The following is a 24,459-nucleotide window of genomic DNA, read 5'->3' on the forward strand; positions in this document are numbered from 1 at the left end:
GAATTCATGCTATTGTAACGCCATCTAGAGGTCATAGCCATTTCAGAGTAGTAAGATGACGCGAAAAAAGCGCTCAGCCAGCTCAACCCGCTGGTTGAAAGAGCATTTTGATGATCATTTTGTGCAAAAAGCACAGAAGCAGGGGCTACGATCCCGGGCCGCTTTTAAACTGGAAGAAATTCAACAGCAGGATAAGCTAATCAAGCCCGGCATGACCGTGGTAGACTTAGGATCTGCTCCGGGCAGTTGGTCGCAAATGGCGGCAAAACTGGTAACACCCTCGGGTCGGGTGATAGCTTGTGATATACTTCCTATGGACCCTTTACCTGGGGTGTCCTTTTTACAAGGTGACTTCCGGGAAGATGCGGTATTGCAAGCATTACTGAGCCGGATCGAAGGTCGTAACGTAGATGTGGTATTATCAGATATGGCACCCAACATGAGTGGCAATCTGGCAACCGATCAGGCCAGAGCTATTTACCTGGTAGAATTGGCTTTGGACATGTGTCATCAGGTGTTGAAGCAAAACGGCAGTTTTGTGGTCAAAGTATTTCATGGTGAAGGTTTTGAGGATTACTTGAAAGCAATCCGTCAGGTCTTTACCACAGTAAAATCACGAAAGCCGGACTCATCGCGCTCCCGCTCCCGTGAAGCCTACATAGTGGCAACAGGTTTCAAGTCGCAGTAGTGGCCTGATTAAATTTAACGGCAAGTAAGAGGTTACAACCTTGAGTGATATGGCTAAAAATCTTATCGTTTGGCTGGTGATCGCCGTCGTTTTGATGTCGATTTTTAATAGCTTTGGTCCTGGTGACAGTTCTGAGCGAATGACCAGTTACGATCAGTTTCTAAAGCAGGTTGAGCAGCGTCAGATCCGCGAAGTCCAGATCGAACGCTCTGGCGTGATCAGTGGTGTCAGCCGCAACGGCGATCGTTTTGAGACCGTCATCCCTGGTGGGTACGACAGCAAGTTAATTGACGATTTGTACAAGCATGACGTGCGTATTGTTGGTAAGCCGCCGGAAGAAGGCAGCTGGCTGGCAACCATCTTTATCTCATGGTTCCCCATGCTGCTGTTGATTGGCGTGTGGATTTTCTTTATGCGCCAGATGCAGGGCGGCGGCGGCAAAGGTGCTATGTCCTTTGGTAAAAGCAAAGCCAAATTGATGGGTGAAGATCAAATCAAAACCACCTTTGTCGATGTGGCAGGTTGCGATGAAGCCAAAGAAGAAGTGAGCGAGTTGGTCGATTATCTGCGCGATCCGTCCCGTTTTCAGAAGTTAGGCGGCAAAATCCCAACAGGTATTTTGATGGTAGGTCCTCCAGGTACGGGTAAAACGCTATTAGCCAAGGCGATAGCTGGTGAAGCCAAGGTGCCATTCTTTACCATTTCTGGCTCGGACTTCGTCGAAATGTTTGTCGGTGTAGGTGCTTCCCGGGTACGGGATATGTTCGACCAGGCCAAAAAGGCTGCCCCGTGCATTATCTTTATTGATGAGATTGATGCGGTCGGTCGCCAGCGTGGAGCAGGTTTAGGCGGTGGTCACGATGAGCGTGAGCAAACCTTGAACCAGATGCTGGTTGAAATGGATGGATTTGATGGCAACGAAGGCATTATCGTCATTGCCGCCACCAACCGTCCGGATGTGTTGGACCCTGCTTTATTACGCCCAGGCCGTTTTGACCGTCAGGTCGTAGTCGGCTTGCCGGATGTGAAAGGCCGTGAGCAAATTTTGAAAGTTCACATGCGTAAAGTGCCGCTTGGTGAAGATGTGGATCCTTCGGTCATTGCCCGCGGTACCCCTGGTTTTTCTGGCGCTGATTTGGCCAACCTGGTGAACGAAGCGGCCTTATTTGCAGCCCGAGGCAACCGCCGTACCGTGTCGATGGACGAGTTTGAGAAAGCCAAAGACAAAATCATGATGGGCGCAGAGCGTCGCTCCATGGTGATGACCGAAAAAGACAAAGAAATGACTGCCTATCATGAAGCTGGTCATGCCATTGTCGGTCGTCTGGTGCCTGAGCATGATCCGGTGTACAAGGTGAGTATTATTCCTCGCGGCCGTGCTCTAGGGGTCACTATGTACCTGCCAGAGCGGGATCGGGTAAGCTACAGCAAACAACAGCTGGAAAGCATGATCAGCTCTCTGTTTGGTGGCCGTATTGCCGAAGATGTTATTTACGGTTCTGAAATGGTCACCACCGGTGCTTCGAATGATATTGAACGCGCCACTGATCTGGCCCGTAAAATGGTCACTCAGTGGGGCTTCTCAGAGAAGCTTGGCCCGTTGTTGTACGCCGACGAAGACGGTGAAGTATTCCTAGGCCGCTCTGTCAGCAAAAACAAACATATGTCGGAAGAAACGGTGAAGGCGATTGATGCTGAAATCCGTAACTTCATTGATCGCAATTATGAGCGTGCCTACAGTCTGATTAAAGACAATATGGATATTCTGCACTCGATGAAAGATGCATTAATGAAGTATGAAACCATCGATGCCCGTCAGATTGACGATCTGATGGAGCGCCGGCCAGTTCGTGACCCGGAAAACTGGGAGCCACGTGACAAAGGCGATAAAGGCAGCTCCAGTGATGACTCGGGAGCAGAGGAGCCGGTAGGCCCCAATGCAGAACCATCCGAAGGCAAGCTGCACTAATTGTTCGATGATTGAAAAAACCCGGCTTGCCGGGTTTTTTTCTGGGCTGATTAACCTGAGACTTTGTCATGCAACTAACCTTACCACGTCAGCGCACGCTGGATTTAGCCCGTCCGAAAGTGATGGGTATTTTAAATGTAACCCCAGATTCTTTTTCCGATGGCGGCCAATTTGAACGGTTGGATAGTGCACTTTATCAGGCCGAGCACATGCTGCAACAAGGAGCCACTATCCTGGATATTGGCGGTGAGTCTACCCGGCCCGGTTCGGAGCCCGTGCCACTGCAACAGGAGCTAGACCGGGTGCTGCCGGTGATAGAAGCCATCCGCAGTCGCTTTGATTGTGTGCTTTCCATTGATACCAGCAAAGCGGCTGTCATGTCAGCTGCCGTTCAGGCGGGTGCCGATATGATCAATGATGTCTATGCGTTGCGTGCTGATGGGGCTTTGGTCGCTGCCGCAGCCGCCGGAGTACCAGTTTGCTTGATGCACATGCTGGGCGAACCAAAAACTATGCAACAACAGCCAGAGTACCGTGATGTAACCGCCGAAGTGTTGGATTTTATGCAGCAGCGCATTGATGCCTGTCTGGCCACCGGCATAGCACGGGAGCAGTTGCTGTTAGACCCAGGCTTTGGTTTTGGCAAAACGCTGGCGCAAAACTACCAGCTTCTGCAGCAGCTGGAACAGTGGCAGGTATTTCGGCTGCCTTTATTGGTAGGTATGTCGCGCAAATCCATGGTCGGCAACTTGTTGGGATTGCCGGTGACAGAGCGATTGGCAGGCAGTCTGGCCTGTGCCACAATAGCCGCCATTAAAGGAGCCCATATAATCCGGGTACATGACGTAAAAGCGACGGCAGATGTGTTGGCCGTGCTGGACGCCACCCTTCATGGAGTTAAGGAATGAGCAGAAAGTATTTTGGTACCGATGGAGTGCGCGGCAAGGTAGGTGATTTTCCAATTACCCCAGAATTTGCCATGAAATTAGGCTGGGCCGCTGGTCGGGTGCTGTCAAAAAGCGGCACTCGTAAGGTGTTGATTGGTAAAGATACCCGTATTTCCGGTTATTTATTGGAAACTGCATTAGAAGCTGGTCTGGTTGCTGCAGGTATTGATGTGCGCTTGTTAGGGCCCATGCCCACCCCGGCTGTGGCTTATTTGACTCGTACGTTTCGAGCTGAAGCCGGTATTGTGATCAGTGCTTCGCACAACCCTTATTACGACAATGGCATTAAGTTTTTCTCGGCTGATGGTACCAAGTTACCGGATGAGGTCGAGTTGGCCATTGAAAACGAACTGGAACAACCAATGCTCTGTGTGCCATCCGAGCAGCTGGGTAAAGCGGTGCGGGTAGACGATGCAGCCGGACGCTACATTGAGTTTTGTAAAAGCCACTTACCAAACCATATGTCATTAAAAGGCTTCCGTTTGGTATTGGATTGCGCCCATGGCGCCACCTACCATATCGCACCGAATGTGTTTCGGGAGTTAGGTGCCGAGGTAACGGTAATAGGTGCCAGTCCGGATGGTCTTAATATTAATGCCGACTGTGGTGCCACGCACACCTTGCCTTTGCAGGAGAAGGTGGTTGAGATGAAAGCTGACCTGGGTATTGCTTACGATGGCGATGGTGATCGGGTGATGATGGTCGATCACTCTGGACGTGTCATTGATGGCGATGAAATTGTTTACATCATCGCGCGTGCTGCGCAAAAGCAAAAGCGTTTGCATGGCGGTGTGGTCGGCACTCAGATGAGCAATATGGGCCTTGAGTTAGCACTGGCTGAGCTGAAGATCCCTTTCTTGCGCAGCAAGGTAGGTGACCGCTACGTGATGGAGTTGCTGCGTGAGCATGACTGGCGCATTGGTGGTGAAAATTCAGGCCATGTGCTGAACCTTGATCACACCTGTACCGGCGATGGTATTATTGCCTCCTTGCAGGTGATGACAGCGATGATTCAGGAGCAGCAGAGCCTGGCCGAAATCAGCCAGGGCATGACAAAGTTGCCACAAGTGCTGGTCAATGTGAAATTTGAGAAAGGCACGGCACCACTGGAAAAGCAAAACGTCAAGCAGGCTATTGCCGATGTGGAAGCAAGGCTTGGTAACAAAGGCCGGGTTTTAATCCGTAAGTCAGGCACTGAGCCGCTGATTCGCGTGATGGTGGAAGGTGAAGTGCGCACGGAAGTCGAAGCCTTTGCTGAGGCCATTGCCAATGCGGTAAAAATCGCCAGTTAACGGTGATAAGTTGCAACAAACTTGAGATAGCGGCTGGCATTGGGTACTATCTGGCCGCAGCAATAACAAGGAACAGGCATGACAATCCGCAAGCCATTGGTGGCAGCCAACTGGAAAATGAATGGCAGTGATGCTTTGGCTCGGGAACTCACAGCGGCCCTGGCTACCGTCAATTTAGCCGACGTGGATGTCTTGGTATGTCCGCCAGCGACCCTGTTGCATACTCTGGCAAGCACTGAGCATTGTTTGTTAGGGGCGCAGAATCTAAGTCAATATACCTCGGGTGCTTACACAGGTGAGCTGAGTGCGAGCCTACTGGCAGAAGCTGGGGTTCGTTTCGTCTTGGTAGGGCATTCTGAGCGTCGCACCCTGTTCGCTGAAAGCGATCAGGTACTGGCAGAAAAAATGCAGCAAGCCATCACGCATGGCCTGACACCGGTGTATTGCATCGGTGAAAATTTACAGCAGCGTCAGCAAGAAAAAACCGGGCAGGTGCTTGCGAAACAATTGGCTGCGGTGTATGCTTCGCATCCCGAATTCATCGCCAAATCGGTGATTGCTTACGAGCCGGTTTGGGCTATAGGCACGGGTGAAGCGGCAACGCCGGAGCAGGCCCAGCAAGCCCATGCAGAAGTTCGTCAACAGCTGGCACAGTACGATAGCAAAGCCGCTGCGACAGTCAGAATTTTGTATGGTGGTAGCGTCAACAGCAAGAATGCCACAGAGTTGTTTGGCCAGACGGATATCGATGGTGGCTTGGTCGGTGGTGCCAGCCTGAATGCTGAAGAATTTTTACACATTTGCCAAAGTGCAAAGGGTTAACGAATTATGTTTGAAGTCTTTATGGTAATGTATTTGTTGGTAGCTCTATCGTTGATCGGGTTGATCCTGATCCAGCACGGTAAAGGCGCTGACATGGGTGCCGCTTTTGGTGCCGGTGCTTCCTCTACAGTTTTTGGCTCTGCGGGCAAAGGTAACTTTCTTACCAAAACCACAACAGTCCTTGCTGTCGTTTTCTTTGTTCTGAGTATTGTGCTGGGCCGTTATACAGCGGGTCAAAGCAGCCAGGTGGATGCATGGCAGGATTTGTCGGTACCTATGACAGAATCTGTACCGACATTGCCTACTGAGAACGAGATCCCGTTCGGTAATTAATCCGAACACATCTGCCGAGGTGGTGAAATTGGTAGACACGCTATCTTGAGGGGGTAGTGTCTTCGGACGTGCGGGTTCAAGTCCCGCTCTCGGCACCAAATTGCAACAGCAAGAGCCGGCATAAAATGCCATAGCCCTTGCGGTACTAACCTCACAGCTATATAATAGTTGCCAATTACGGACGCGGGATGGAGCAGCCTGGTAGCTCGTCGGGCTCATAACCCGAAGGTCGTCGGTTCAAATCCGGCTCCCGCAACCAAATTTGTTGTGTGTCTGGTTATTAAGAAAGCGCCCTCGGGCTCCTCTTTATGACCACGGGGCGAAGGTCTCAATCCGGCTCCCGCAACCAATTTCGTCAAATTTAAAATTTTTTTATAATTTTAAATTTGACCAATTCACAGTCACCGAACTGTGGAGCGATCGTCAGTAGTGATGCTCGCCACGATTAATTCAGCATTGATTTTGGCGATAAATCAGTGCTTTCGGATAGTAAATTCGCCCCGCTTGTTCGGGGCGTTTTTATATCTGCAAACTGAGTTTGTGGAATGGGCGTTTCGCCCATTTTTTATTTAACACCTGTAGCTGGCGCGAAATCGATTTCGGCCGGTGGCTCTGGAGGTTTTCTTGGCGAAGCAGGAACAGCAGTTAATCGAGTTGTTAGCACCTACGGTGTCGGCAGCTGGTTTCGAATTGCTTGGTATTGAAGTTTTGCGTGCAGGCAAGCATTCCACTGTGCGCCTGTACATTGATCATCCGGATGGGGTAACCGTTGAACACTGCGCCAACATCAGTCGCGAAGTCGGTGCCATTTTGGATGTTGAAGATCCAATTTCACATGAGTATATGCTGGAAGTATCGTCGCCTGGTTTGGACAGGCCCTTATTCACGCCTGAGCATTTTGCCAGAGCCGTAGGTGAGAAAGTCGATGTCAAGCTGGCCATTCCCCAGGATGGGCGTCGTAAATTCAAAGGCATCTTGCAGGCAATTGAGCAGGATATGCTGGTGATAGAAATCGATGGCAAGCAGTTTCGTTTGCTGATGGATAACGTTGAAAAGGCAAATATTGTACCTGTGTTCTGATTGCAGACAGGTCCAACAGAGGCAGCAAGAAAATGGCAAAAGAAATTTTATTGGTTGTTGATGCGGTTTCAAATGAAAAGTCCGTGCCGAGAGAGAAAATCTTTGAAGCACTGGAATACGCACTGGCCGCCGCCACTAAAAAGAAGAACGAAGGCGATATTGAAGTTCGTGTCAGTATTGATCGTAAAACCGGCTCTTTTGATACCTTCCGTCGTTGGGAAGTGGTACCGGATGATCAACCGATTGAGCATCCTTATCGGGAAATTACCTTATCGGCAGCTCAGTATGAGCAGCCGGAGCTGAATGTTGGCGATTACGTGGAAGAGCAAATTGAGTCCATCGTGTTCGATCGCATTACTACCCAGATGGCAAAGCAGGTCATCGTACAAAAAGTGCGGGAAGCCGAGCGCTCCCAGGTGGTGGAAGCTTATTTGGATCAGGTCGGTGAACTGGTCACTGGTGTGGTGAAAAAGGCCAACCGCGATAACATCATCGTCGATCTTGGCAACAATGCAGAGGCCATTCTGACACGTGAGCATATGCTGCCACGTGAAACTTACCGGACAGGCGATCGCTTGCGGGCCTTGTTGTTTGAAGTAAAACCGGAAGCGCGCGGTGCTCAGCTGTTCTTAAGCCGAACCCGCCCTGAAATGCTGATTGAATTATTCCGCATTGAAGTACCTGAAATCGGTGAAGAAATGATTGAACTGCGTGGCGCCGCCCGTGATCCGGGTTCACGTGCAAAAATCGCGGTGAAAACCAATGACCGTCGAATCGACCCAGTCGGTGCATGTGTTGGTATGCGTGGCTCCCGCGTCCAGGCTGTATCGGGTGAGTTGGGCGGCGAGCGGGTGGATATCGTGCTGTACGATGACAACGATGCACAGTTTGTTATTAATGCCATGGCACCGGCTGAAGTAGCTTCCATCGTGGTTGATGAAGATGCGCACTCAATGGATATCGCCGTCGAAGAAGGCAACCTGGCGATGGCCATCGGCCGAAATGGCCAGAATATCCGTCTTGCCAGCCAACTGACCGGTTGGGAACTGAACGTGATGACGGTCGAAGACATGCAGAAGAAGCATCAGGAAGAGGCCAGCAAGGTGATTGATCTCTTTACCAGCACGCTGGAAATTGATGAAGACTTTGCTTCCGTACTGGTAGATGAAGGTTTCTCCACGTTGGAAGAAATCGCCTATGTACCGGTCTCTGAACTCTTGTCCATCGATGGGTTTGATGAAGAGATTGTTGAAGAATTACGTAACCGAGCTAAAGCCTACCTGACCACTCAGGCACTGGCGTCTGAAGAGTCGCTGGAAGGTGCTAAGCCATCCGACGCATTGCTGGCACTGGAAGGTTTGGATACCCATACCGCCTATGTGCTCGCCAGCAAAGGTGTGGTTACATTGGATGATTTGGCCGAGCAGGGCGTTGATGACCTGCTGGATTTAGCCGAAATGAAGGAAGATCAGGCTGCTGCCCTGATTATGGCTGCCAGAAATATTGTCTGGTTCAGCGAAGAAAATTAATGGATCAACGGAGGTAACAACGTATATGGCAGATGTCACCATAGAAAAGCTCGCCACAGATGTAAACACAACTGTTGATCGCTTAGTACAACAATTTGCAGACGCCGGGATCAGCAAGACTGCTGGTGCCATGGTCACTGAAGACGAAAAACGTACCTTGCTGCAGCATTTAAGCCGCCAGCATGGTGCCGAGGCGGCGACGCCTTCCAAGCTGACGTTAAAGCGGAAAGAAAAAAGTACGCTGAGCATTCAGGCTGGAGCCGGTCGCAGTCGTGAAGTGACGGTGGAAGTTCGTAAGCAAAAAACCTACATCAAAAAGCCGATGCTGGATGAAGCTACCTTAAAAGCGCAGGAAGAAGCGCGGCTGGCTGAAGAAAAAGCCAAAGCCGAAGCTGAGCGCGCCGAGCGTGAGCGTCAAGAAGCACAACGCAAAGCAAAAGCGGAAGCCGATCGCCGGGCCAAAGAAGAGGCCGAGCGTAAAGCTGCTGAAGCTAAGCGTAAAGATGAGCAGAAAAAAGATGATCCGGAAGAAGCAGCCCGTCGCGCTGCCCGTGAAGAAGCACGCAAAGAAGCTGAGCGCTTAAAGCAACAGCAAGAAGCCGAAGCGTTGCGTAAGCTGGAAGAAGAAGCGCGCAAGCAAGCGGAAGAAGCCAAGCGTTTGGCCGAAGAGAATCGTGAGCGTTGGGAGCAGGAAGAAAAAGCCAAAGGGACCGAAGATGGCGATTATCACCTGACCAGCAATGAATTTGCCAAGCAAGCCGAAGACGAAGTCGATGCACGCGAAGAGCGCGCTGGCCGTCGTGGTGTAGCTGCGAAGAAAGTGGCGCCGGCCAAAGGCAAGAAGAAAGATGATCGCAACGATCGCGAAGCCTTTAACCGTGCCAACAAGCACAGCAAGAAAAAGAAAACCCCGTCCAGCATGCAGCATGGTTTCAACAAGCCAGCCCAGCCGGTCGAGCGTGAAGTGCGGATTGGTGAAACCATTACGGTAGCCGAGCTGGCTGCCAAAATGGCGGTGAAAGCAACCGAAGTGATCAAAACCATGATGAAAATGGGTGCTATGGCGACCATTAACCAGGTGATTGATCAGGAAACGGCGGCCATTGTCTGTGAAGAAATGGGCCACAAGTTCGTGCTGACCAAAGAAAATGAGCTGGAACAAGCGGTGATGTCAGAGCGGGGCGAGACCGGTGAGCTGGAGCCTCGTGCCCCGGTGGTAACCGTGATGGGCCACGTTGACCATGGTAAAACCTCCTTACTGGATTACATCCGTAAAGCCAAAGTCGCCGATGGCGAAGCCGGTGGTATTACCCAGCATATCGGTGCTTACCATGTGGATACCGACCGCGGTATGGTGACGTTCCTGGATACCCCAGGTCACGCTGCTTTCACCTCGATGCGGGCACGTGGTGCCAAAGCGACTGATATCGTTATTCTGGTGGTTGCCGCCGATGATGGCGTGATGCCGCAAACCAAAGAAGCAATCCAGCATGCTAAGGCTGCCGGTGTGCCTTTGATTGTTGCCATCAACAAAATGGATAAGCCAGAAGCCGATCCGGATCGGGTGCGCAATGAATTGTCGCAGTACGATGTTATTTCGGAAGAGTGGGGCGGTGATACCCAGTTCGTACCAGTGTCTGCCAAAGCAGGTAGCGGTATTGATCAGCTGTTGGATGCGGTGCTTGATTTGGCCGAAATTCAGGAGCTGACTGCTGTTCGCGCTGGTCTGGCTCGTGGCGTCGTGATTGAATCCCGTCTGGATAAAGGCCGTGGTCCGGTCGCGTCCATCCTGGTGCAGGAAGGTACGCTGAATCAGGGCGATGTGGTGCTTTGTGGTTTCGAGTACGGCAAAGTCCGCGCCATGCGCGATGAGAATGGCCGTAACGTCAGCGAAGCTGGCCCGTCCATTCCGGTCGAAATCCTTGGTCTGTCCGGTGTACCGCAGGCAGGTGATGAAGTCACCGTCGTGAAAGACGAGCGTAAAGCCCGTGAAGTTGCTTTGTACCGTCAGGGCAAGTTCCGCGAAGTGAAACTGGCACGTCAGCAAAAAGCCAAGCTGGAAAATATGTTTGCCAACATGGCCGAAGGCGATGTGTCCGAACTGAACATCGTGCTGAAAGCCGATGTTCAGGGCTCGGTGGAAGCCATCACCGAATCGCTTGGCAAGCTGTCTACTGATGAAGTGAAAATCAAAATCATCGGCAGTGGCGTCGGTGGTATTACCGAGACCGACGTTAGCCTGGCAGCTGCATCACAAGCCATCATTATCGGCTTTAACGTCCGTGCGGATGCCTCAGCACGTCGTATCGTCGAAGACGAAGGCTTGGATCTGCGTTACTACGGCATCATCTATGAGCTGTTGGACGAAGTGAAGCAGGCGATGACCGGTATGCTGGCGCCTGAGTTCAAACAGCAAATCATTGGTTTGGCACAAGTACGTGATGTATTCCGCTCACCGAAGTTTGGCGCTATTGCCGGCTGTATCGTCAGTGAAGGCGTGATCAAGCGCAATGCCCCTATCCGGGTACTGCGTGATAACGTGGTGATCTACGAAGGCGAGCTGGAGTCACTGCGTCGCTTTAAAGACGACGTCAACGAAGTCCGTAACGGCTTCGAGTGTGGTATCGGTGTGAAGAACTACAACGATGTCCGCGAAGGCGATCAAATCGAAGTCTTTGAGGTGGTTCAGGTCGAACGTACGCTGTAATCCGACCGCTTATCAGACACCATCAGGGACTAAGGTTGCTGATGGTGTTTGTTTTTCTAAAGGAAAAAAGATGGCACATAAAGAGTTTTCCCGTGTCGACCGGCTGTCACAACAGCTGCAAAAAGAGCTGGCGGTGATCCTACAGCGTGAAATTAAAGATCCACGGCTGCACCATATGATTACGGTGTCGCAGGTGGATGTATCGCGCGATTTATCCTACGCCAAAATTTACGTCACTTTTCTTGGCCTGGAACAGGACAAGGTGAAAGACAACCTGAAGATCCTAAACGATGCCAAAGGCTTTATCCGTGGCCTGATTGGCAAGCGGATTCAGACCCGTATCGTGCCGCAGGTGCAGTTTTACTACGACAGCACGCTGGACGAAGGCATTCGCCTGACAGCCCTGGTAGAATCCGCCCGTCGCGCTGATGAAGCCAAGCGCCCGGCCGGCTCCACAGATGATGCGTCAGATCACGACACTGATAACGGTACTGAGTCCGACAAGCAGGATTAAATGACACAGCAACACAAACGCCGTGCCGTGAACGGCATTCTGCTTTTAGACAAGCCGTTGGAATTTACCAGCAATGGTATTTTGCAAAAGGTCCGCTGGCTGTATCAGGCGCAAAAGGCCGGTCATACCGGTGCGCTGGACCCTTTAGCCAGTGGCTTGTTGCCAATCTGCTTTGGCGAAGCCACCAAGTTCAGTCAGTTCCTGCTGGATACCGATAAAACCTATCAGGTCAGCGCCCGGTTTGGTATTCGGACCGACACCAGCGATGCCGCCGGCGAGGTAGTCAGCACCCGGCCGGTGGCGTTTAACCAGAGTCAGCTGGAGCAGGCGATGCAGGCGTTTCGTGGCGATATCCTGCAGGTGCCGACCATGTTTTCGGCACTGAAGCATCAGGGCCAGCCGCTGTACAAATACGCCCGCCAGGGCATCACCGTACCGCGCGAAGCCAGGCCCATCAGCATCTTTCGCTTTGAGTTGCTGGCACTGCGCCAAAGCAGCGAGCAGAACCATGTCGATTTTACCGAAGCCGATTTTATCGTGCATTGCAGCAAGGGCACCTACATCCGCACACTGATCGATGATTTGGGTGAAGCTCTGGGGTGCGGCGCTTATGTCAGTGCTCTGCACCGCACACAGGTCGGCCCTTTTCAGGCCGAAGCCATGCAGCCACTGCCCAAGCTGGAAACTCTGGCAGAGCTCTGCCATCAGAGCCGGGATTTTGCGGTGCTGGATCAGCTGCTGCTACCACTGGATGCAGCCTTGCATGGCCTGGAAGCGTTAACGCTTAGTGCAGAGCAACAACGGCGTATCGCCCATGGCCAAAGCTTTTCCTGTGACCAGCCAGATGCTGAAGCCGTGCGCTTGTACAGCGCAGAGCAGCAATTTCTGGGCATTGGCAAACGCGAACAGGGTGAGCTGAAACCAAGACGACTGCTGAGTACCAACAAAAACTTGTAAAGCAGCGCTGCCGTGGTACAATGCGCGCGCTTTTTATTGTTAGCTGAATGAGTGATCGGCGACAATACATTCATTAACTCACTCAGAATTGGAGTATACCATGGCTTTAACTGTTGCTGAAAAAGCAAAAATCGTAGCGGATTACGCTCAGAAAGAAGGTGACACTGGTTCACCAGAAGTACAGGTTGCTTTGCTGACTGCAAACATCAACCACCTGCAAAGCCACTTTGCTGAGCACAAGCACGATTTCCATTCTCGCCGCGGTTTGCTGCGTATGGTTAGCCAGCGTCGTAAGTTGCTGGACTACTTAAAAGGCAAAGATCAGAGCCGTTACGCGGACTTGATTAAGCGTCTTGGCTTGCGTCGTTAATTCAACGCAAAGAAAAAGGGCTGAATTTCAGCCCTTTTTTATGCCCGAAAAACAGCACCCACAGACCATACCCGCCACTCTACCCGAAAATTAAATACATAATGCTTGCTTGAGTTTGTTGATAACAACTCGCGGGTTCAGATCCTTTGAATAAGAGGTTATGTGCCAAGTATCGGGTTAACATCCATACTCTTATGAAGAATACGGATGATTTTAATTTGTTGACTGCCTAATTGTTGATAAAAAATGAGGTGGCTACCTTGAAGAAATTTACGATATCCGTTTCTGATTTCATCGCATGTTTTACCGATGGCGGGGTTTTCAGCTAAAAGCCAAAATGAATCATCAAATTGTTTTAGATAAATATTCCGTTGCTCTTTCCCCCAGCGACGCTGGGTAAATAATGCAATATCTCGTAAATCGGTTTTAGCAGCAACAGTCAGATTAAATGGCTTCATCGAGAGTTTTCACTATCAAGCTCATTGATAAAGCTATCGAGGTCATACTTAGCGTCACCGCTTTGTTCACCTTCAGTAAGTAGTTGACGGAGAGAGTTTAGTTTGGTTTCTTGGTTTTCTAGTAAGCGAAGCGCTGAACGAATGACTTCACTCGCTGAGCCGTAACGCCCACTTTGGATCTGGCTTGTAATAAAGCCCTCAAAGTGTTCTCCAAGAGTGATGCTTGTATTCTTGGCCATGTGCAGTTCTCCGGGTACCAAAAGATACCTAATTATGGTATCAGTTGAGGTTTGGAGCAAGGCGCATAACAAACAAATTCGATTTGCTTTAAGTGCCTTCCTAGTATGTCACTCAGGTTAAACCTTGGCACACTGCTTCTTTTTCCTGCTATGAACGAGTATACTAGCGAGGAATGAAATGAAAATAGATAGAATGCGCCATGAGGCGCTAATTGTAAGGAAAATCCCACGTGACACCCATCATTAAATCTTTCCCGTTCGGCCAACACACTTGTACTTTAGAAACCGGCGTAATCGCCCGTCAGGCCGATGCCGCTGTGCTTGCCAGTATTGGTGATACCACCGTATTGGTGACTGTAGTTGGTAGAAAACAACCGAAACCAGGTCAGGACTTTTTTCCGCTGACCGTGAATTATCAAGAAAAAATGTACGCTGCCGGCCGTGTGCCTGGCGGTTTCTTTAAGCGTGAAGGTCGGCCATCTGAAGGTGAAACCCTGACGTCGCGCCTGATCGACCGTCCTATTCGTCCACTGTTCCCGGAAGGCTTCACCAACGAAGTGCAGGTTATTGCTACTGTGGTGTCTGTACAGCCTGAAATCCAGCCGGATATCGTGGCGCTGTTGGGTACTTCGGCAGCTCTGGCGCTGTCTGGTATTCCTTTTGCCGGCCCTATCGGTGCCGCCCGTGTTGGTTACATCAACGACCAGTACGTGCTGAACCCATCGGAGGAAGAGCTGAAAAGCAGCAAGCTGGATTTGGTTGTCGCTGGTACTTCGAATGCCGTACTGATGGTTGAATCCGAAGCCAACCTGCTGTCAGAAGACATCATGTTAGGTGCTGTGGTCTATGGTCATGACCAAATGCAGGTAGCGATCAACGCTATCAATGAGCTGAAAACCGAAGCTGGCAAACCAGTCTGGGATTGGCAGCCTCCGGCTAAAAACGAGCCGTTGATTGAAGCGGTAAAAAATCACTGTGCTGCAGCTCTGAGCGAAGCTTATCAGATCACTGAAAAAGCCAAGCGTTACGACCGTATCAAAGAAATCAAAGCTGATCTGATTGAGAAGCTGACCGCTGAGCTGGCCGAAGGTCAAAGCCTGGACGAGCACGAAGTCGGTGATGTGTTCCATGAGCTGGAAAGCAAAACCGTACGTAGCCGTATTATCGCCGGTGAGCCGCGTATCGATGGCCGTGAGCCGGATATGGTACGTGCCCTGAGCGTAATGACCGGCGTACTGCCACGTACCCATGGTTCGTCACTGTTTACCCGGGGTGAAACCCAGGCGCTGGTGACCTGTACTTTAGGTACTGCCCGTGATGCGCAGAACGTCGATGACTTGCTGAGCGAGAAAAAAGACTATTTCATGCTGCATTACAACTTCCCTCCATACTGTGTGGGCGAGACCGGCATGGTAGGTTCACCGAAGCGTCGCGAAATCGGTCACGGCCGTTTGGCCAAGCGTGGTGTGCAAGCGGTGATGCCTGCTTTTGATGACTTCCCTTACACAGTGCGTCTGGTGTCTGAAATCACTGAATCGAACGGCTCCAGCTCGATGGCCTCTGTTTGTGGTTCTTCACTGGCGATGATGGATGCCGGTGTACCGATCAAAGCCTCGGTGGCTGGTATTGCCATGGGTCTGGTCAAAGAGGGCGACAACTTTGTGGTACTGTCCGATATTCTGGGTGACGAAGATCACCTGGGCGATATGGACTTTAAAGTAGCCGGTACGGCCGAAGGCATTACGGCGCTGCAGATGGACATTAAAATTGATGGCATTACCCGTGACATCATGCAGATTGCCTTAAAGCAAGCCAAAGCCGCTCGTTTGCACATTCTGCAAGTGATGGATCAGGCGATATCGCAGCACCGTGAAGAGTTGTCTGAGCATGCACCGCGCATCTACACCTTAAGCATCAACCCGGAGAAAATCCGTGATGTGATCGGTAAAGGTGGCGCTGTGATCCGTCAAATCACCGAAGAGTCTGGCTGTACCATCGAAATTGAAGACGACGGTACCGTGAAAGTAGCTGCCACCAACAGCAAGCAGGCGCAGGTCGCTATCGATAAGATCATGCTGATCACTGCTGAACTGGAAGTGGGCCGGATCTACGACGGTGAAGTAGTCCGTATCGTTGACTTCGGTGCCTTTGTCAATGTCTTGCCTGGCAAAGATGGCCTGGTCCACATTTCACAAATCGCGGAAGAGCGGGTGAATACGGTATCGGATCATTTGACTATGGGCCAGAAGGTCAAAGTCAAAGTGCTGGAAGTGGATAAGCAAGGACGGGTACGTCTTAGCATCAAAGAAGCGCAAAGCAAGCAGGATGCTCCTGCTGAATCTGCTGATGCCTAAGCCTGTCCGTCTGTGTGTCCTGGCAGCAGCCTTGCTGCTGGGACTGACTGGCTGTGCAACTCAGCACAGCCATGCCCCTGCCTACTGGTTGACTCCTGAACCCTTACCTGTCCCCCAACGTACCGAAGTAGCTATTGCCCGTTTAACGGAAATTTTGCATCGGGCTGAACTGACCGAACAGCAATCGGCACAGCTGCATTACGATCGTGGTGTGATGTTTGAAAGTGTGGGTTTGACCTCGTTGGCTCGTTTTGATTTTATGCGGGCTCTGCGGCTGCAACCGGATCTGGCGGGTGCATATAATTTTATGGGCATTCATTACACCCTGGCTGGTAATTTTGATCAGGCCTATGAAGCATTTGACTCCGTGCTGGAACTGGACCCAAGTTACGAGTTTGCTTATCTGAATCGGGCTCTGGCGCTTTACTATGCTGGACGTATCGATTTATCGCTGTACGATTTTACCGAGTTTCAGCAACGTAATCCAAGTGATCCCTACCGTGCAGTCTGGATTTACTTGGCGCATGCGGAGCTTGACCCTGAACGGGCCCGCTCGAAGCTCGTTACACTTCGTAGTGAACTGGATGCAACCAACTGGGGGACGCAACTGGCAGATTTCTTTTTGGGTACTATCAGCGAAGCCGATTTGCTCTACAGTGTGACGAACAATTTAAAAAGCCCCAAACAGTTGGCTGAGCGTTTGTGCGAAGCTTATTTTTATCTGGCTAAGTGGCACAGCATGCAAGGGGATACTGAGCGTGCTATGCACAACTTCAAGCTGTCGCTGGCTACCAATGTATTTGAATTCCTTGAACATCGCTATGCCCGGTTGGAACTGGCCAGGTTACGTGATGAACCTCTGAGTATGGAAGATAATGTCTTCTAAACCCAACGTCTGCTTATTCAAAAGCCAGCTTGCTGGCTTTTTTGCCCTTGGTCTTTTGCTGGGGTGTCAGCCATCGGTACCTGGTCCTGAGCAAGCGTTGATGGATGCCGCCCATACCGATGGTAAAGCCGCTTATCGATTGGCGCAGCGTCGTTTAGCCCAGCAGGAATCGGACGCAGCGCTGCGCTGGTTTGAGCATGCCTGGGCACTGGGGCAGGATGAGGCTGCCACTCCAAGCCTGATGCTAAGGCAGCGACAAACTGGCAAGCTGGCCACTGCTCAGTGGCTGGAGCTAGAAGTGCAAGCAAAGCGACTTAGCCTTTCGGAGGTGGATTTAGCTGCGCTTGGTCTCTGGCATTTAACTTATCAGCAAGCAACCGATTGGCCATACTGGCAACAAGTCGGCCTGACCGATCAGCCTGGCTGGCAGCCGGTGCAAGGCTGCCAGCTGACCATTCAGCCGATAGCGGTGAACAGCGTTGCCGCCGAGCAATGGCTAAGGCTACAAGCAGAGTGGCAACAGGATCCGCAGCTTGGCCAGCTTCCGGTTTGCTTTCGTTCGCTGCAATTGGTGAGCAGCACCGAGCTGGCCTGCAGCGAAGACTCCGACAGCCGTATTGGCTGTGATTACCACCAGCTGATCCCCTATATCCGTGATAACCAGGCACAGCAGCTGCTGATTCTGGCCGGACGCGGCAAAGCCAGCTACAACAATGGCATTATTCAGTTGCCGGAGCGAGCCGAACTATCGTTGCTGCGGCACGAATTTTTACACATTTTCCGTTTTATGGATGAGTATGCGTTGCCTGCCGCGGCTGCGGCTGAAGTTTGCCAGCCGGACCAGATCTATCCGAATATTCTGATTGGCAAGCAGCAACTCGCTGCCTACCAACAGCATTGGGGCCGCTTGCCTGATGCCATGGTACTGACGCCAGTGGACACCTGCCTGCATAGCCCTTATCAGGCCTATCGGCTGATTTCAGAAAGTAATAGCATGGAGTTTTATCAGTTAGACTTGCCGGATTATTATCTGCAATTGGTTCGGCAGCAATTGCAGCAGCCGGAGCTATTGATGCCAGTGCAGTATTACCTGGCCTATAAGGCTCGTATCCATGGTCAGGAAGCCGACTGGTGGCGCTTGATGCAATTAGCAGAGCAGTTGGGCTATCCAGATGCCAGCCGGTTGCTTAGTCAGCGTGAGTTAGCTCCGACAGCTCCCGCTCCAGCAGTTGGTCATCGCCCAGGTTTAGCTGCACCAGCCGCTTTAAGTGACTGATGCTGTCCAGATCGATTTTCTCGCAACGCAGACCGAGCAGGGTTTCGGTTTGGTGGGCAACCCGCACTTGCATTGAAATATTCAGCACGCTGTCCTGCAAAGGTACATGCAGTTCGAATAATTGAGTCTGTGCCGGAAAGTGAGCCGGCATGCTAACCAGGGCACCTTTCAATGATAAATCCAGCAATTCAGTTGCATAGCTCTCACCAGCAACTTTCAGGCTTGCAGGGCCGCGAAACGGAATACGATGAAAGCGACGGTTATCCATAGCAGTTCTCTGCAAGTTTTTCTGCTCTAAGCATAGCTGGTTTAGCGTGCTTTAGCATCCGTTTTCCTGTCAGAATTGGCAAACAAGCTTAGCCTGCATTACACTCTTGATATCTATGACCTAAGTGCTTGTTCTTAAGCTGATAGTGGATGTATGAATCTCTACCTGGAGCAATTGGCGCAGTCGGTAACAACGGCGTCGGATCTGGAAAGCCTGACCCGCCCATTGCTGGCTTTGTTGCAGGAAATGACCGGCCTTGACTCTACCTACCTGACCAAAGTGGATCAGGCTGCGGGCTACCAACAAATTCTCTATGCCATGAATACTGCATCGTTAATTCTGCCAGAAGGGCTGAAAGTTCCCTGGGGAGATACCCTGTGCCGCCGGGCTATTTTGCAACAACGCTTTGTCACCCAGGATGTGCCTGCGATATGGGGGGACTCGGACGCAGCCCGTGAACTTGGTCTGCAAACCTATGTCAGTGTGCCGGTGTATTTGAGTGATGGTGAGCTGTTCGGTACCCTCTGCGGTGCCAGTGCGGTACAAACCGAGGTTGAAGATAAGCACAGCAAAATATTGCAACTGTTTGCTCAGTTGATTGCCTGGCAACTGGAGCGGGAGCGGCAATTGTTGCAGCAATCGAAGCGAGCGCAAGAGGCTGAACATCGTTTACACGGCATGTCGCTATTGGCTGAGTTGGGTGATTTGTGTTTGCTGGCTTCATCACTGAATGAAGTGTTAAAAAAAGCCACCGTATTACTCCAACAACTGCCTGAGTGGCCGCTGGTGTTGCCGTTTCGTCAGCATACCGGTCAGCCAGAGCTTTTGGCGACGCCAAAACTTACTATGGAGCAGCATGATGCTGTCTATTACCTGATTCGCTGTTACAGCCAGAAAGCGGTGCAGCAAAAACAATTGCTCTGGCTCTGTGATGGTAGCAATGAGGCCATCAATGCAATGCGGGATATCCTTGGCTTGAAACCTATTGGTCCAGTAGCCTGCATTACCGCCGAAAGTCATGAGGAGCTGGAGGGCGGCATTTTGTTGCTGAGCAACCAGGACGAGTTGCCAGAAAGCACCTTGTTGCATAGCTGCAGCTATTATCTTTCGTTATTGGCAACACGCTTGTACGATCAAAGCTGCTTAGAGCAAATGAACAAAGAGCTCAGCGTGCATGCCTTGCATGATCCGTTAACCTCATTGGCGAACCGTCGTTATCTGCACGAAAGTTTGCAACGCACCATGGCGCAAAAAAAACGCCATGGCGGTCAGTTACTCCTGGCTTTTATTGATCTGGATAAGTTCAAACGGATCAATGACGACTATGGCCATCAGGTGGGGGATGCTTTTTTGCTGGCGCTGGCCAAACGTCTGCAGGCCGTAATGCGGGAAGGTGACCTGGTGGCTCGCTATGGCGGTGATGAATTTATTGTCATGGCTTGCCTGGCTGCCGACGACGATGTCGAGCTGGCGACAAGCCGTTTGCATGCCAAGCTGATGGAAACCACCAGCGGTACCTTGATTTACCGGGAGTAACTTTGCAATACAATGGCCCCAGTATTGGCATGGTGCACTGGGAACCTGGCGGCGTTGATATGGAAAGCCTGATCCAACAAGCAGATCAGGCTATGTATCTGGTCAAGCAGCAGCGGAAAGCTGCTGAGAAAGGCTGATTAAGCAGGGCTAAAACTGCTGACGATCTCTTCGCCGGCTGCCTGGCGGTCGGCATGATAGCTGGAGCGTACAAAAGGCCCACAGGCAGCATGTTTAAAGCCAAGCTCATAAGCGATACGCTTTATCTCATCAAACTCTGCTGGAGGGACGTAGCGTTCTACCGGCAGGTGATGTTTGCTCGGCTGCAGGTACTGACCCACAGTGAGCATATCCACATCGTGTGCCCGCAAGTCTTTAAGCACTTCAATCAGTTCTTCGGTGGTTTCGCCAAGACCAACCATCAAGCCGGATTTGGTGGAAATATGCGGGTGGGCTGCTTTAAAGCGCTTTAACAGCTGCAGTGACCATTTGTAATCAGCACCTGGCCGCGCCAGCTTGTACAAACGCGGGGCGGTTTCCAGGTTGTGATTGAACACATCTGGTGGGGTCTGAGTAAGGATATCCAGGGCGGTATCCATCCGGCCGCGAAAATCCGGCACCAGTACTTCAATTTTAATCTCTGGGCTGTGCTGGCGAATTTCGCGGATGCAATCGGCAAAGTGCTGAGCACCGCCATCACGTAAATCATCCCGGTCTACCGAGGTGATCACCACGTATTTGAGCTTCATATCACGGATGGTGAGTGCCAGTTTTTCCGGCTCCTCAGCACTTGGTGGAAGTGGCCGGCCATGGGCGACATCGCAAAACGGGCAACGCCGGGTGCAAATGGCCCCTAAAATCATAAAGGTGGCGGTGCCATGGTTAAAGCATTCCGGTAGGTTTGGGCAAGCGGCTTCCTCACAAACCGAATGCAATCCATGCTTACGCATGGCGCCTTTGATTTCATCAATGCGTTCAGAGCTTTTTGGCAGTTTGATCTTAAGCCAGTCTGGCTTACGCAGCATCTGCTCTCGCTCAGTTGGTAACACTTTGACCGGGATAAGAGCCATCTTGTCGGCGTCGCGGAGTTTAACACCGGGTTGCATACGTGCGGTTTTAGTCATGCTGCCTGTCCAATCCTGTATGGTAATGCAGTTCCTGGCAGCCAAGCTTCTGGCTGAACTGCTGAATCAGTTGTTGCTCGATAGTGGCCATGTGAACCGGGCCAAAATCGCGGCATTGAATCATTTCCATGCCGGCATAGCCGCAGGGATTAATGCGTGAAAATGGCGATAAATCCATATCGACATTCAGTGCCAGGCCATGGAAGCTGCAGCCTTTTCGGATACGCAGTCCAAGCGAGGCAATTTTTTTGTTATCAACATACACACCCGGCGCATCCGGCTTGGCATAAGCCTCGATACTCAAGCTGGCCAAGGTATCAATCAGCACTTGCTCCAGCAGGGTGACCAGCTCGCGCACGCCGATTTTGCGGCGCTTTAGGTCCAGCAGTACATAAACCATCTGCTGACCCGGGCCATGGTAAGTGACCTGACCGCCGCGATCAACCTGCACCACTGGGATATCGCCAGTGGCCAGAATATGTTCCGCTTTGCCAGCCTGGCCCTGGGTAAATACCGGCTGATGTTGCAACAGCCAAAGCTCATCCAGGCTCGATTCATCGCGTTCATCGGTGAAGGCTTGCATCGCCTGCCAAATTGGCAGATACGGCTGAATGCCGAGTTGGCGAATGACCAACGTATTGATGGCTGCAGTCATTAGAGTACGTAGCGCACCAGTTCCAGTTTACTTAATTCGGTATAAAGTAATTCGATGTGATCTTTGTCGACAACACGAACCGCCACCCGTACCGAGTGGTAGTTGCCTTTGGCGCTTGGTTTGATGCTGGGGCTGTAATCGGCGGCCTCGGCATGTTGTTGCAACACACCGATGATGTCATCGACCAGACGCTCATGCGCGACACCCATTACTTTAAAATCGACGGTGCACGGAAAATCAAGCAGTGCATCAAAGTTGGTATTTTTTACAGGGGTTACCATGCCAAGCCTCCAGAACAAACAACCCGACTATTTTACTGCATTTCGCCGGGTTGTAACAGGGGCAGGGCTGTTTCGTGGCTGGAATCAGTCAAACTGCATTTTCAGGTAATCCAGCATGCGTTTGAAAAAACCACCGCGCTCAACCGCATCCAGCGTGACCAGAGGATACTCGGCAACCGTTTCACCGCCCAGGCTAAGCTGCAAACGGCCCACCACTTGGCCACGTTCAAGTGGGGCAACCAGTTGTTGCTCTAACTTGACTTCCGTTTGCAGGTTGCGCTGCTGACCACGAGGAATGGTAATCAGACTTTGCTGGCTCAGCCCCAAGCGCACGCTATCCGCTTCACCTTGCCACACGCGAGGCTCAGCAAAGACTTCACCGACTGGGAAAGGCAGTATGGTTTCGAAGAAACGGAAGCCATAGTTCAGTAATTTACGGTTTTCCTGGGCCCGAATTTGTTCGCTTGGTGTGCCCATGACTACAGAGATCAGCCGCATATCATCACGGGTTGCTGAGGTAATCAGGCTGAAGCCTGCTTCGGAGGTAAAGCCGGTTTTGATGCCGTCTACCGCCAGATTGCGATCCCATAACAGGGAGTTACGGTTGTATTGACGAATGTTGTTGTAAGTAAACTCGCGCTCGGAATACAGGGCATACATGTCCGGTACATCACGGATTAAGGCTTTGGATAAAATAGCCATGTCGCGCGGTGTGGTGCGCTGATCCGGGTGCTGCAGGCCATGACTATTACCAAAGGTGGTGCTACGCATACCAAGACGTTCGGCATGGGCATTCATCAGATCGACAAAAGCACTCTCGCTTCCGGCAATATGCTCGGCCATCGCGACACAGGCATCATTGCCGGATTGCACCATAATGCCACGGTTCAAATCAGCGACGGATACCTGAGTGCCTACTTCAATAAACATCAAAGAGGAGCCAGGAAAATTGCGTGCCCAAGCCTGTTCACTGATGGTGACCATATCGGTATCACTGATGTTACCACTTTTCAGTTCAGTGCCTATGATGTAGGCCGTCATCATTTTGGTCAGACTGGCAGGTGACAACAGCATATCAGCGTTGTGCTCGGACAACACCTTGCCGGTATCAAAGTCGACCAAGATATGGCCTTTTGCATTCACCTCCGGTGGGGCGGGTACCACGGAGACAGCTTCAGCCTGACTGGTTAGCAGCGCAACAACAAGCGCAAAACAACGAATAACAGTTTTCATAGCACCTTTCTTTTCATCAGCAGTGGAACGATAGTGATTCAGCTAGCTGCATGCCTGGCTGTCGGTAAAATAGGCCGAAGGATAAAGCTTCGCCCGCAGCTGTTGCAACCAGTCTTGTGCCTGCTGGCGATCAGCAATGGGGCCGACCAGCAAGCGGTAAATGCCGTTATGGTGACTGATTTTGGTGGTAAAAGCCAGTTGCTGTTCCAGCTGCTTGCCTAGCTCAGTCGCTCTTTGGTCGTTTTGGCTGGCAAACACCTGAATGTAACAGGATGCAGCTGTGTTAGTGGTTGCATTGCCAGCGACAACAGACTCGCTCAACTCAGGACGAACCGCTGCTACCAATACTTCGGAACCCATACTTTGCTTTACCATAGCTGGCGATGCTATCAGCTCTACCTGAACCGGCGCTGTACCTTGTTGCAGCATGCCTATTTTGTGAGCAGCAGCATAGGATAAATCAATGATGCGATCTTGATGAAAAGGCCCTCGATCATTGACGCGGACAATGGCACTTTTTTGGTTCACTAAATTGGTGACCCGGACATAGGACGGCAGTGGCAGGGTTTTATGCGCTGCACTCATGCTATACATGTCATAGACCTCGCCATTGGAGGTTTTGTGACCATGAAATTTCATGCCGTACCAGGAGGCAATACCGGTGGCTTTGTATTCGGTTAAATCCGTTTTAGGTTGATAATCAACACCAAAAATACGGTAGGCATGATTGCCGCCCCGGCTTAGCGGTTGGATACTGGGTTCAGGATCGATCATTTCCAGCAAGGTTGGTAAGCGCTCTGGTTTGTGATCCTGCTCAAACTGATAACGTCCGGCATTGGGCGACACCCTATCAGGATCATGGGTCGGGCTCGGGTTATGGCTGCAGGCGGTGATAGCAAGGATACCTAAGGAGAGCGTCAGACAGCGTAAGTACATCACGAAAA

At 51.3% G+C, this 24,459-nt stretch carries 25 protein-coding genes and 2 tRNA genes; 19 read left to right on the forward strand and 8 right to left on the reverse strand.

What is annotated here, in order from left to right:
• Positions 1-55 precede the first annotated feature (55 nt).
• The 14 genes from rlmE to rpsO all read left to right on the forward strand — a co-directional run bounded on the left by rlmE (position 56) and on the right by rpsO (position 13,208).
• The gene (gene rlmE / locus JJU14_RS04460) at positions 56-688 is read left to right on the forward strand and encodes a 23S rRNA (uridine(2552)-2'-O)-methyltransferase RlmE (protein ID WP_228611395.1); all 633 of its coding nucleotides are present in this window, start codon (positions 56-58) and stop codon (positions 686-688) included.
• A gap of 40 nt (positions 689-728) precedes the next feature.
• Positions 729-2,657, forward strand: coding sequence for an ATP-dependent zinc metalloprotease FtsH (gene ftsH, locus JJU14_RS04465; RefSeq protein WP_228611396.1), 1,929 nt, complete (start codon positions 729-731; stop codon positions 2,655-2,657).
• A gap of 68 nt (positions 2,658-2,725) precedes the next feature.
• A complete protein-coding gene (folP, locus tag JJU14_RS04470; protein WP_228611397.1) occupies positions 2,726-3,565 on the forward strand; it encodes a dihydropteroate synthase in 840 nt (279 codons plus the stop codon).
• Positions 3,562-4,896: a phosphoglucosamine mutase gene (gene glmM / locus JJU14_RS04475; protein WP_228611398.1), complete on the forward strand. Its 1,335-nt coding sequence runs from the start codon at positions 3,562-3,564 to the stop codon at positions 4,894-4,896. Before folP ends, glmM begins: the two co-directional genes overlap by 4 nt.
• A gap of 78 nt (positions 4,897-4,974) precedes the next feature.
• Positions 4,975-5,718 (forward strand): triose-phosphate isomerase, encoded by a 744-nt coding sequence (tpiA, locus tag JJU14_RS04480; RefSeq protein WP_228611399.1) that lies wholly within the window; start codon positions 4,975-4,977, stop codon positions 5,716-5,718.
• Between the two features lie 6 nt (positions 5,719-5,724).
• A complete protein-coding gene (gene secG, locus JJU14_RS04485) occupies positions 5,725-6,051 on the forward strand; it encodes a preprotein translocase subunit SecG (protein ID WP_228611400.1) in 327 nt (108 codons plus the stop codon).
• Between the two features lie 13 nt (positions 6,052-6,064).
• Positions 6,065-6,149, forward strand: a tRNA-Leu gene (locus JJU14_RS04490).
• Between the two features lie 84 nt (positions 6,150-6,233).
• A tRNA-Met gene (locus JJU14_RS04495) sits at positions 6,234-6,310 on the forward strand.
• A 365-nt stretch (positions 6,311-6,675) separates the two neighbouring features.
• Positions 6,676-7,131 carry a ribosome maturation factor RimP gene (gene rimP / locus JJU14_RS04500; RefSeq protein ID WP_228611401.1) on the forward strand — a complete coding sequence of 152 codons (456 nt, stop codon included), beginning with the start codon at positions 6,676-6,678 and terminating at the stop codon, positions 7,129-7,131.
• A gap of 32 nt (positions 7,132-7,163) precedes the next feature.
• Complete coding sequence (gene nusA, locus JJU14_RS04505; RefSeq protein WP_228611402.1) at positions 7,164-8,660, forward strand: transcription termination factor NusA; 1,497 nt, start codon at positions 7,164-7,166, stop codon at positions 8,658-8,660.
• A 25-nt stretch (positions 8,661-8,685) separates the two neighbouring features.
• Complete coding sequence (gene infB / locus JJU14_RS04510; protein ID WP_228611403.1) at positions 8,686-11,367, forward strand: translation initiation factor IF-2; 2,682 nt, start codon at positions 8,686-8,688, stop codon at positions 11,365-11,367.
• 70 nt (positions 11,368-11,437) lie between these two features.
• A complete protein-coding gene (gene rbfA, locus JJU14_RS04515; RefSeq protein WP_228611404.1) occupies positions 11,438-11,881 on the forward strand; it encodes a 30S ribosome-binding factor RbfA in 444 nt (147 codons plus the stop codon).
• Positions 11,882-12,838 (forward strand): tRNA pseudouridine(55) synthase TruB, encoded by a 957-nt coding sequence (truB, locus tag JJU14_RS04520; protein WP_228611405.1) that lies wholly within the window; start codon positions 11,882-11,884, stop codon positions 12,836-12,838.
• 100 nt (positions 12,839-12,938) lie between these two features.
• Entirely contained in the window at positions 12,939-13,208 is a 270-nt protein-coding gene (gene rpsO / locus JJU14_RS04525; RefSeq protein WP_228611406.1) for a 30S ribosomal protein S15, read from the forward strand.
• Positions 13,209-13,366: 158 nt separating this feature from the next.
• On the opposite strand, the gene JJU14_RS04530 is transcribed toward rpsO, so the two are convergent.
• Positions 13,367-13,666 (reverse strand): type II toxin-antitoxin system RelE/ParE family toxin, encoded by a 300-nt coding sequence (locus tag JJU14_RS04530; protein ID WP_228611407.1) that lies wholly within the window; start codon positions 13,664-13,666, stop codon positions 13,367-13,369.
• On the reverse strand, positions 13,663-13,905 hold the full coding sequence (locus JJU14_RS04535; RefSeq protein ID WP_228611408.1) for a type II toxin-antitoxin system ParD family antitoxin: 243 nt from the start codon (positions 13,903-13,905) through the stop codon (positions 13,663-13,665). The genes JJU14_RS04530 and JJU14_RS04535 overlap by 4 nt, the downstream gene beginning before the upstream one ends.
• A 230-nt stretch (positions 13,906-14,135) precedes the next feature.
• Between JJU14_RS04535 and pnp the strand changes: the two genes are divergently transcribed.
• From pnp to JJU14_RS04550, 3 genes are read left to right on the forward strand one after another with little or no spacing between them, the layout of a single operon-like run.
• Complete coding sequence (pnp, locus tag JJU14_RS04540; protein WP_228611409.1) at positions 14,136-16,259, forward strand: polyribonucleotide nucleotidyltransferase; 2,124 nt, start codon at positions 14,136-14,138, stop codon at positions 16,257-16,259.
• Positions 16,252-17,145 carry a lipoprotein NlpI gene (gene nlpI, locus JJU14_RS04545; protein WP_228611410.1) on the forward strand — a complete coding sequence of 298 codons (894 nt, stop codon included), beginning with the start codon at positions 16,252-16,254 and terminating at the stop codon, positions 17,143-17,145. The genes pnp and nlpI overlap by 8 nt, the downstream gene beginning before the upstream one ends.
• Entirely contained in the window at positions 17,135-18,421 is a 1,287-nt protein-coding gene (locus tag JJU14_RS04550) for a hypothetical protein (RefSeq protein ID WP_228611411.1), read from the forward strand. The genes nlpI and JJU14_RS04550 overlap by 11 nt, the downstream gene beginning before the upstream one ends.
• Here the strand turns inward: JJU14_RS04550 and JJU14_RS04555 are convergent.
• The gene (locus JJU14_RS04555; protein ID WP_228611412.1) at positions 18,333-18,689 is read right to left on the reverse strand and encodes a PilZ domain-containing protein; all 357 of its coding nucleotides are present in this window, start codon (positions 18,687-18,689) and stop codon (positions 18,333-18,335) included. The genes JJU14_RS04550 and JJU14_RS04555 overlap by 89 nt on opposite strands.
• A gap of 153 nt (positions 18,690-18,842) precedes the next feature.
• Between JJU14_RS04555 and JJU14_RS04560 the strand changes: the two genes are divergently transcribed.
• Both JJU14_RS04560 and JJU14_RS16640 read left to right on the forward strand, forming a co-directional pair.
• Positions 18,843-20,225 (forward strand): sensor domain-containing diguanylate cyclase, encoded by a 1,383-nt coding sequence (locus JJU14_RS04560; RefSeq protein ID WP_300976156.1) that lies wholly within the window; start codon positions 18,843-18,845, stop codon positions 20,223-20,225.
• Positions 20,226-20,227: 2 nt separating this feature from the next.
• Positions 20,228-20,362: a diguanylate cyclase gene (locus JJU14_RS16640; RefSeq protein WP_300976157.1), complete on the forward strand. Its 135-nt coding sequence runs from the start codon at positions 20,228-20,230 to the stop codon at positions 20,360-20,362.
• Here the strand turns inward: JJU14_RS16640 and lipA are convergent, their stop codons facing one another.
• The 5 genes from lipA to JJU14_RS04585 all read right to left on the reverse strand — a co-directional run bounded on the left by lipA (position 20,363) and on the right by JJU14_RS04585 (position 24,451).
• On the reverse strand, positions 20,363-21,346 hold the full coding sequence (gene lipA / locus JJU14_RS04565) for a lipoyl synthase (RefSeq protein WP_228611413.1): 984 nt from the start codon (positions 21,344-21,346) through the stop codon (positions 20,363-20,365).
• The gene (lipB, locus tag JJU14_RS04570; protein ID WP_228611414.1) at positions 21,339-22,001 is read right to left on the reverse strand and encodes a lipoyl(octanoyl) transferase LipB; all 663 of its coding nucleotides are present in this window, start codon (positions 21,999-22,001) and stop codon (positions 21,339-21,341) included. Before lipB ends, lipA begins: the two co-directional genes overlap by 8 nt.
• Positions 22,001-22,282, reverse strand: coding sequence for a DUF493 family protein YbeD (gene ybeD / locus JJU14_RS04575; protein WP_228611415.1), 282 nt, complete (start codon positions 22,280-22,282; stop codon positions 22,001-22,003). The genes lipB and ybeD overlap by 1 nt, the downstream gene beginning before the upstream one ends.
• Before the next feature lie 84 nt (positions 22,283-22,366).
• A complete protein-coding gene (locus JJU14_RS04580; RefSeq protein ID WP_228611416.1) occupies positions 22,367-23,515 on the reverse strand; it encodes a D-alanyl-D-alanine carboxypeptidase family protein in 1,149 nt (382 codons plus the stop codon).
• 42 nt (positions 23,516-23,557) lie between these two features.
• Complete coding sequence (locus JJU14_RS04585; RefSeq protein ID WP_300976158.1) at positions 23,558-24,451, reverse strand: septal ring lytic transglycosylase RlpA family protein; 894 nt, start codon at positions 24,449-24,451, stop codon at positions 23,558-23,560.
• Positions 24,452-24,459: the final 8 nt, after the last annotated feature.

The sequence above is a fragment of the Alkalimonas sp. genome (genome assembly GCF_020831925.1).
GTDB lineage: Bacteria > Pseudomonadota > Gammaproteobacteria > Enterobacterales > Alteromonadaceae > Alkalimonas.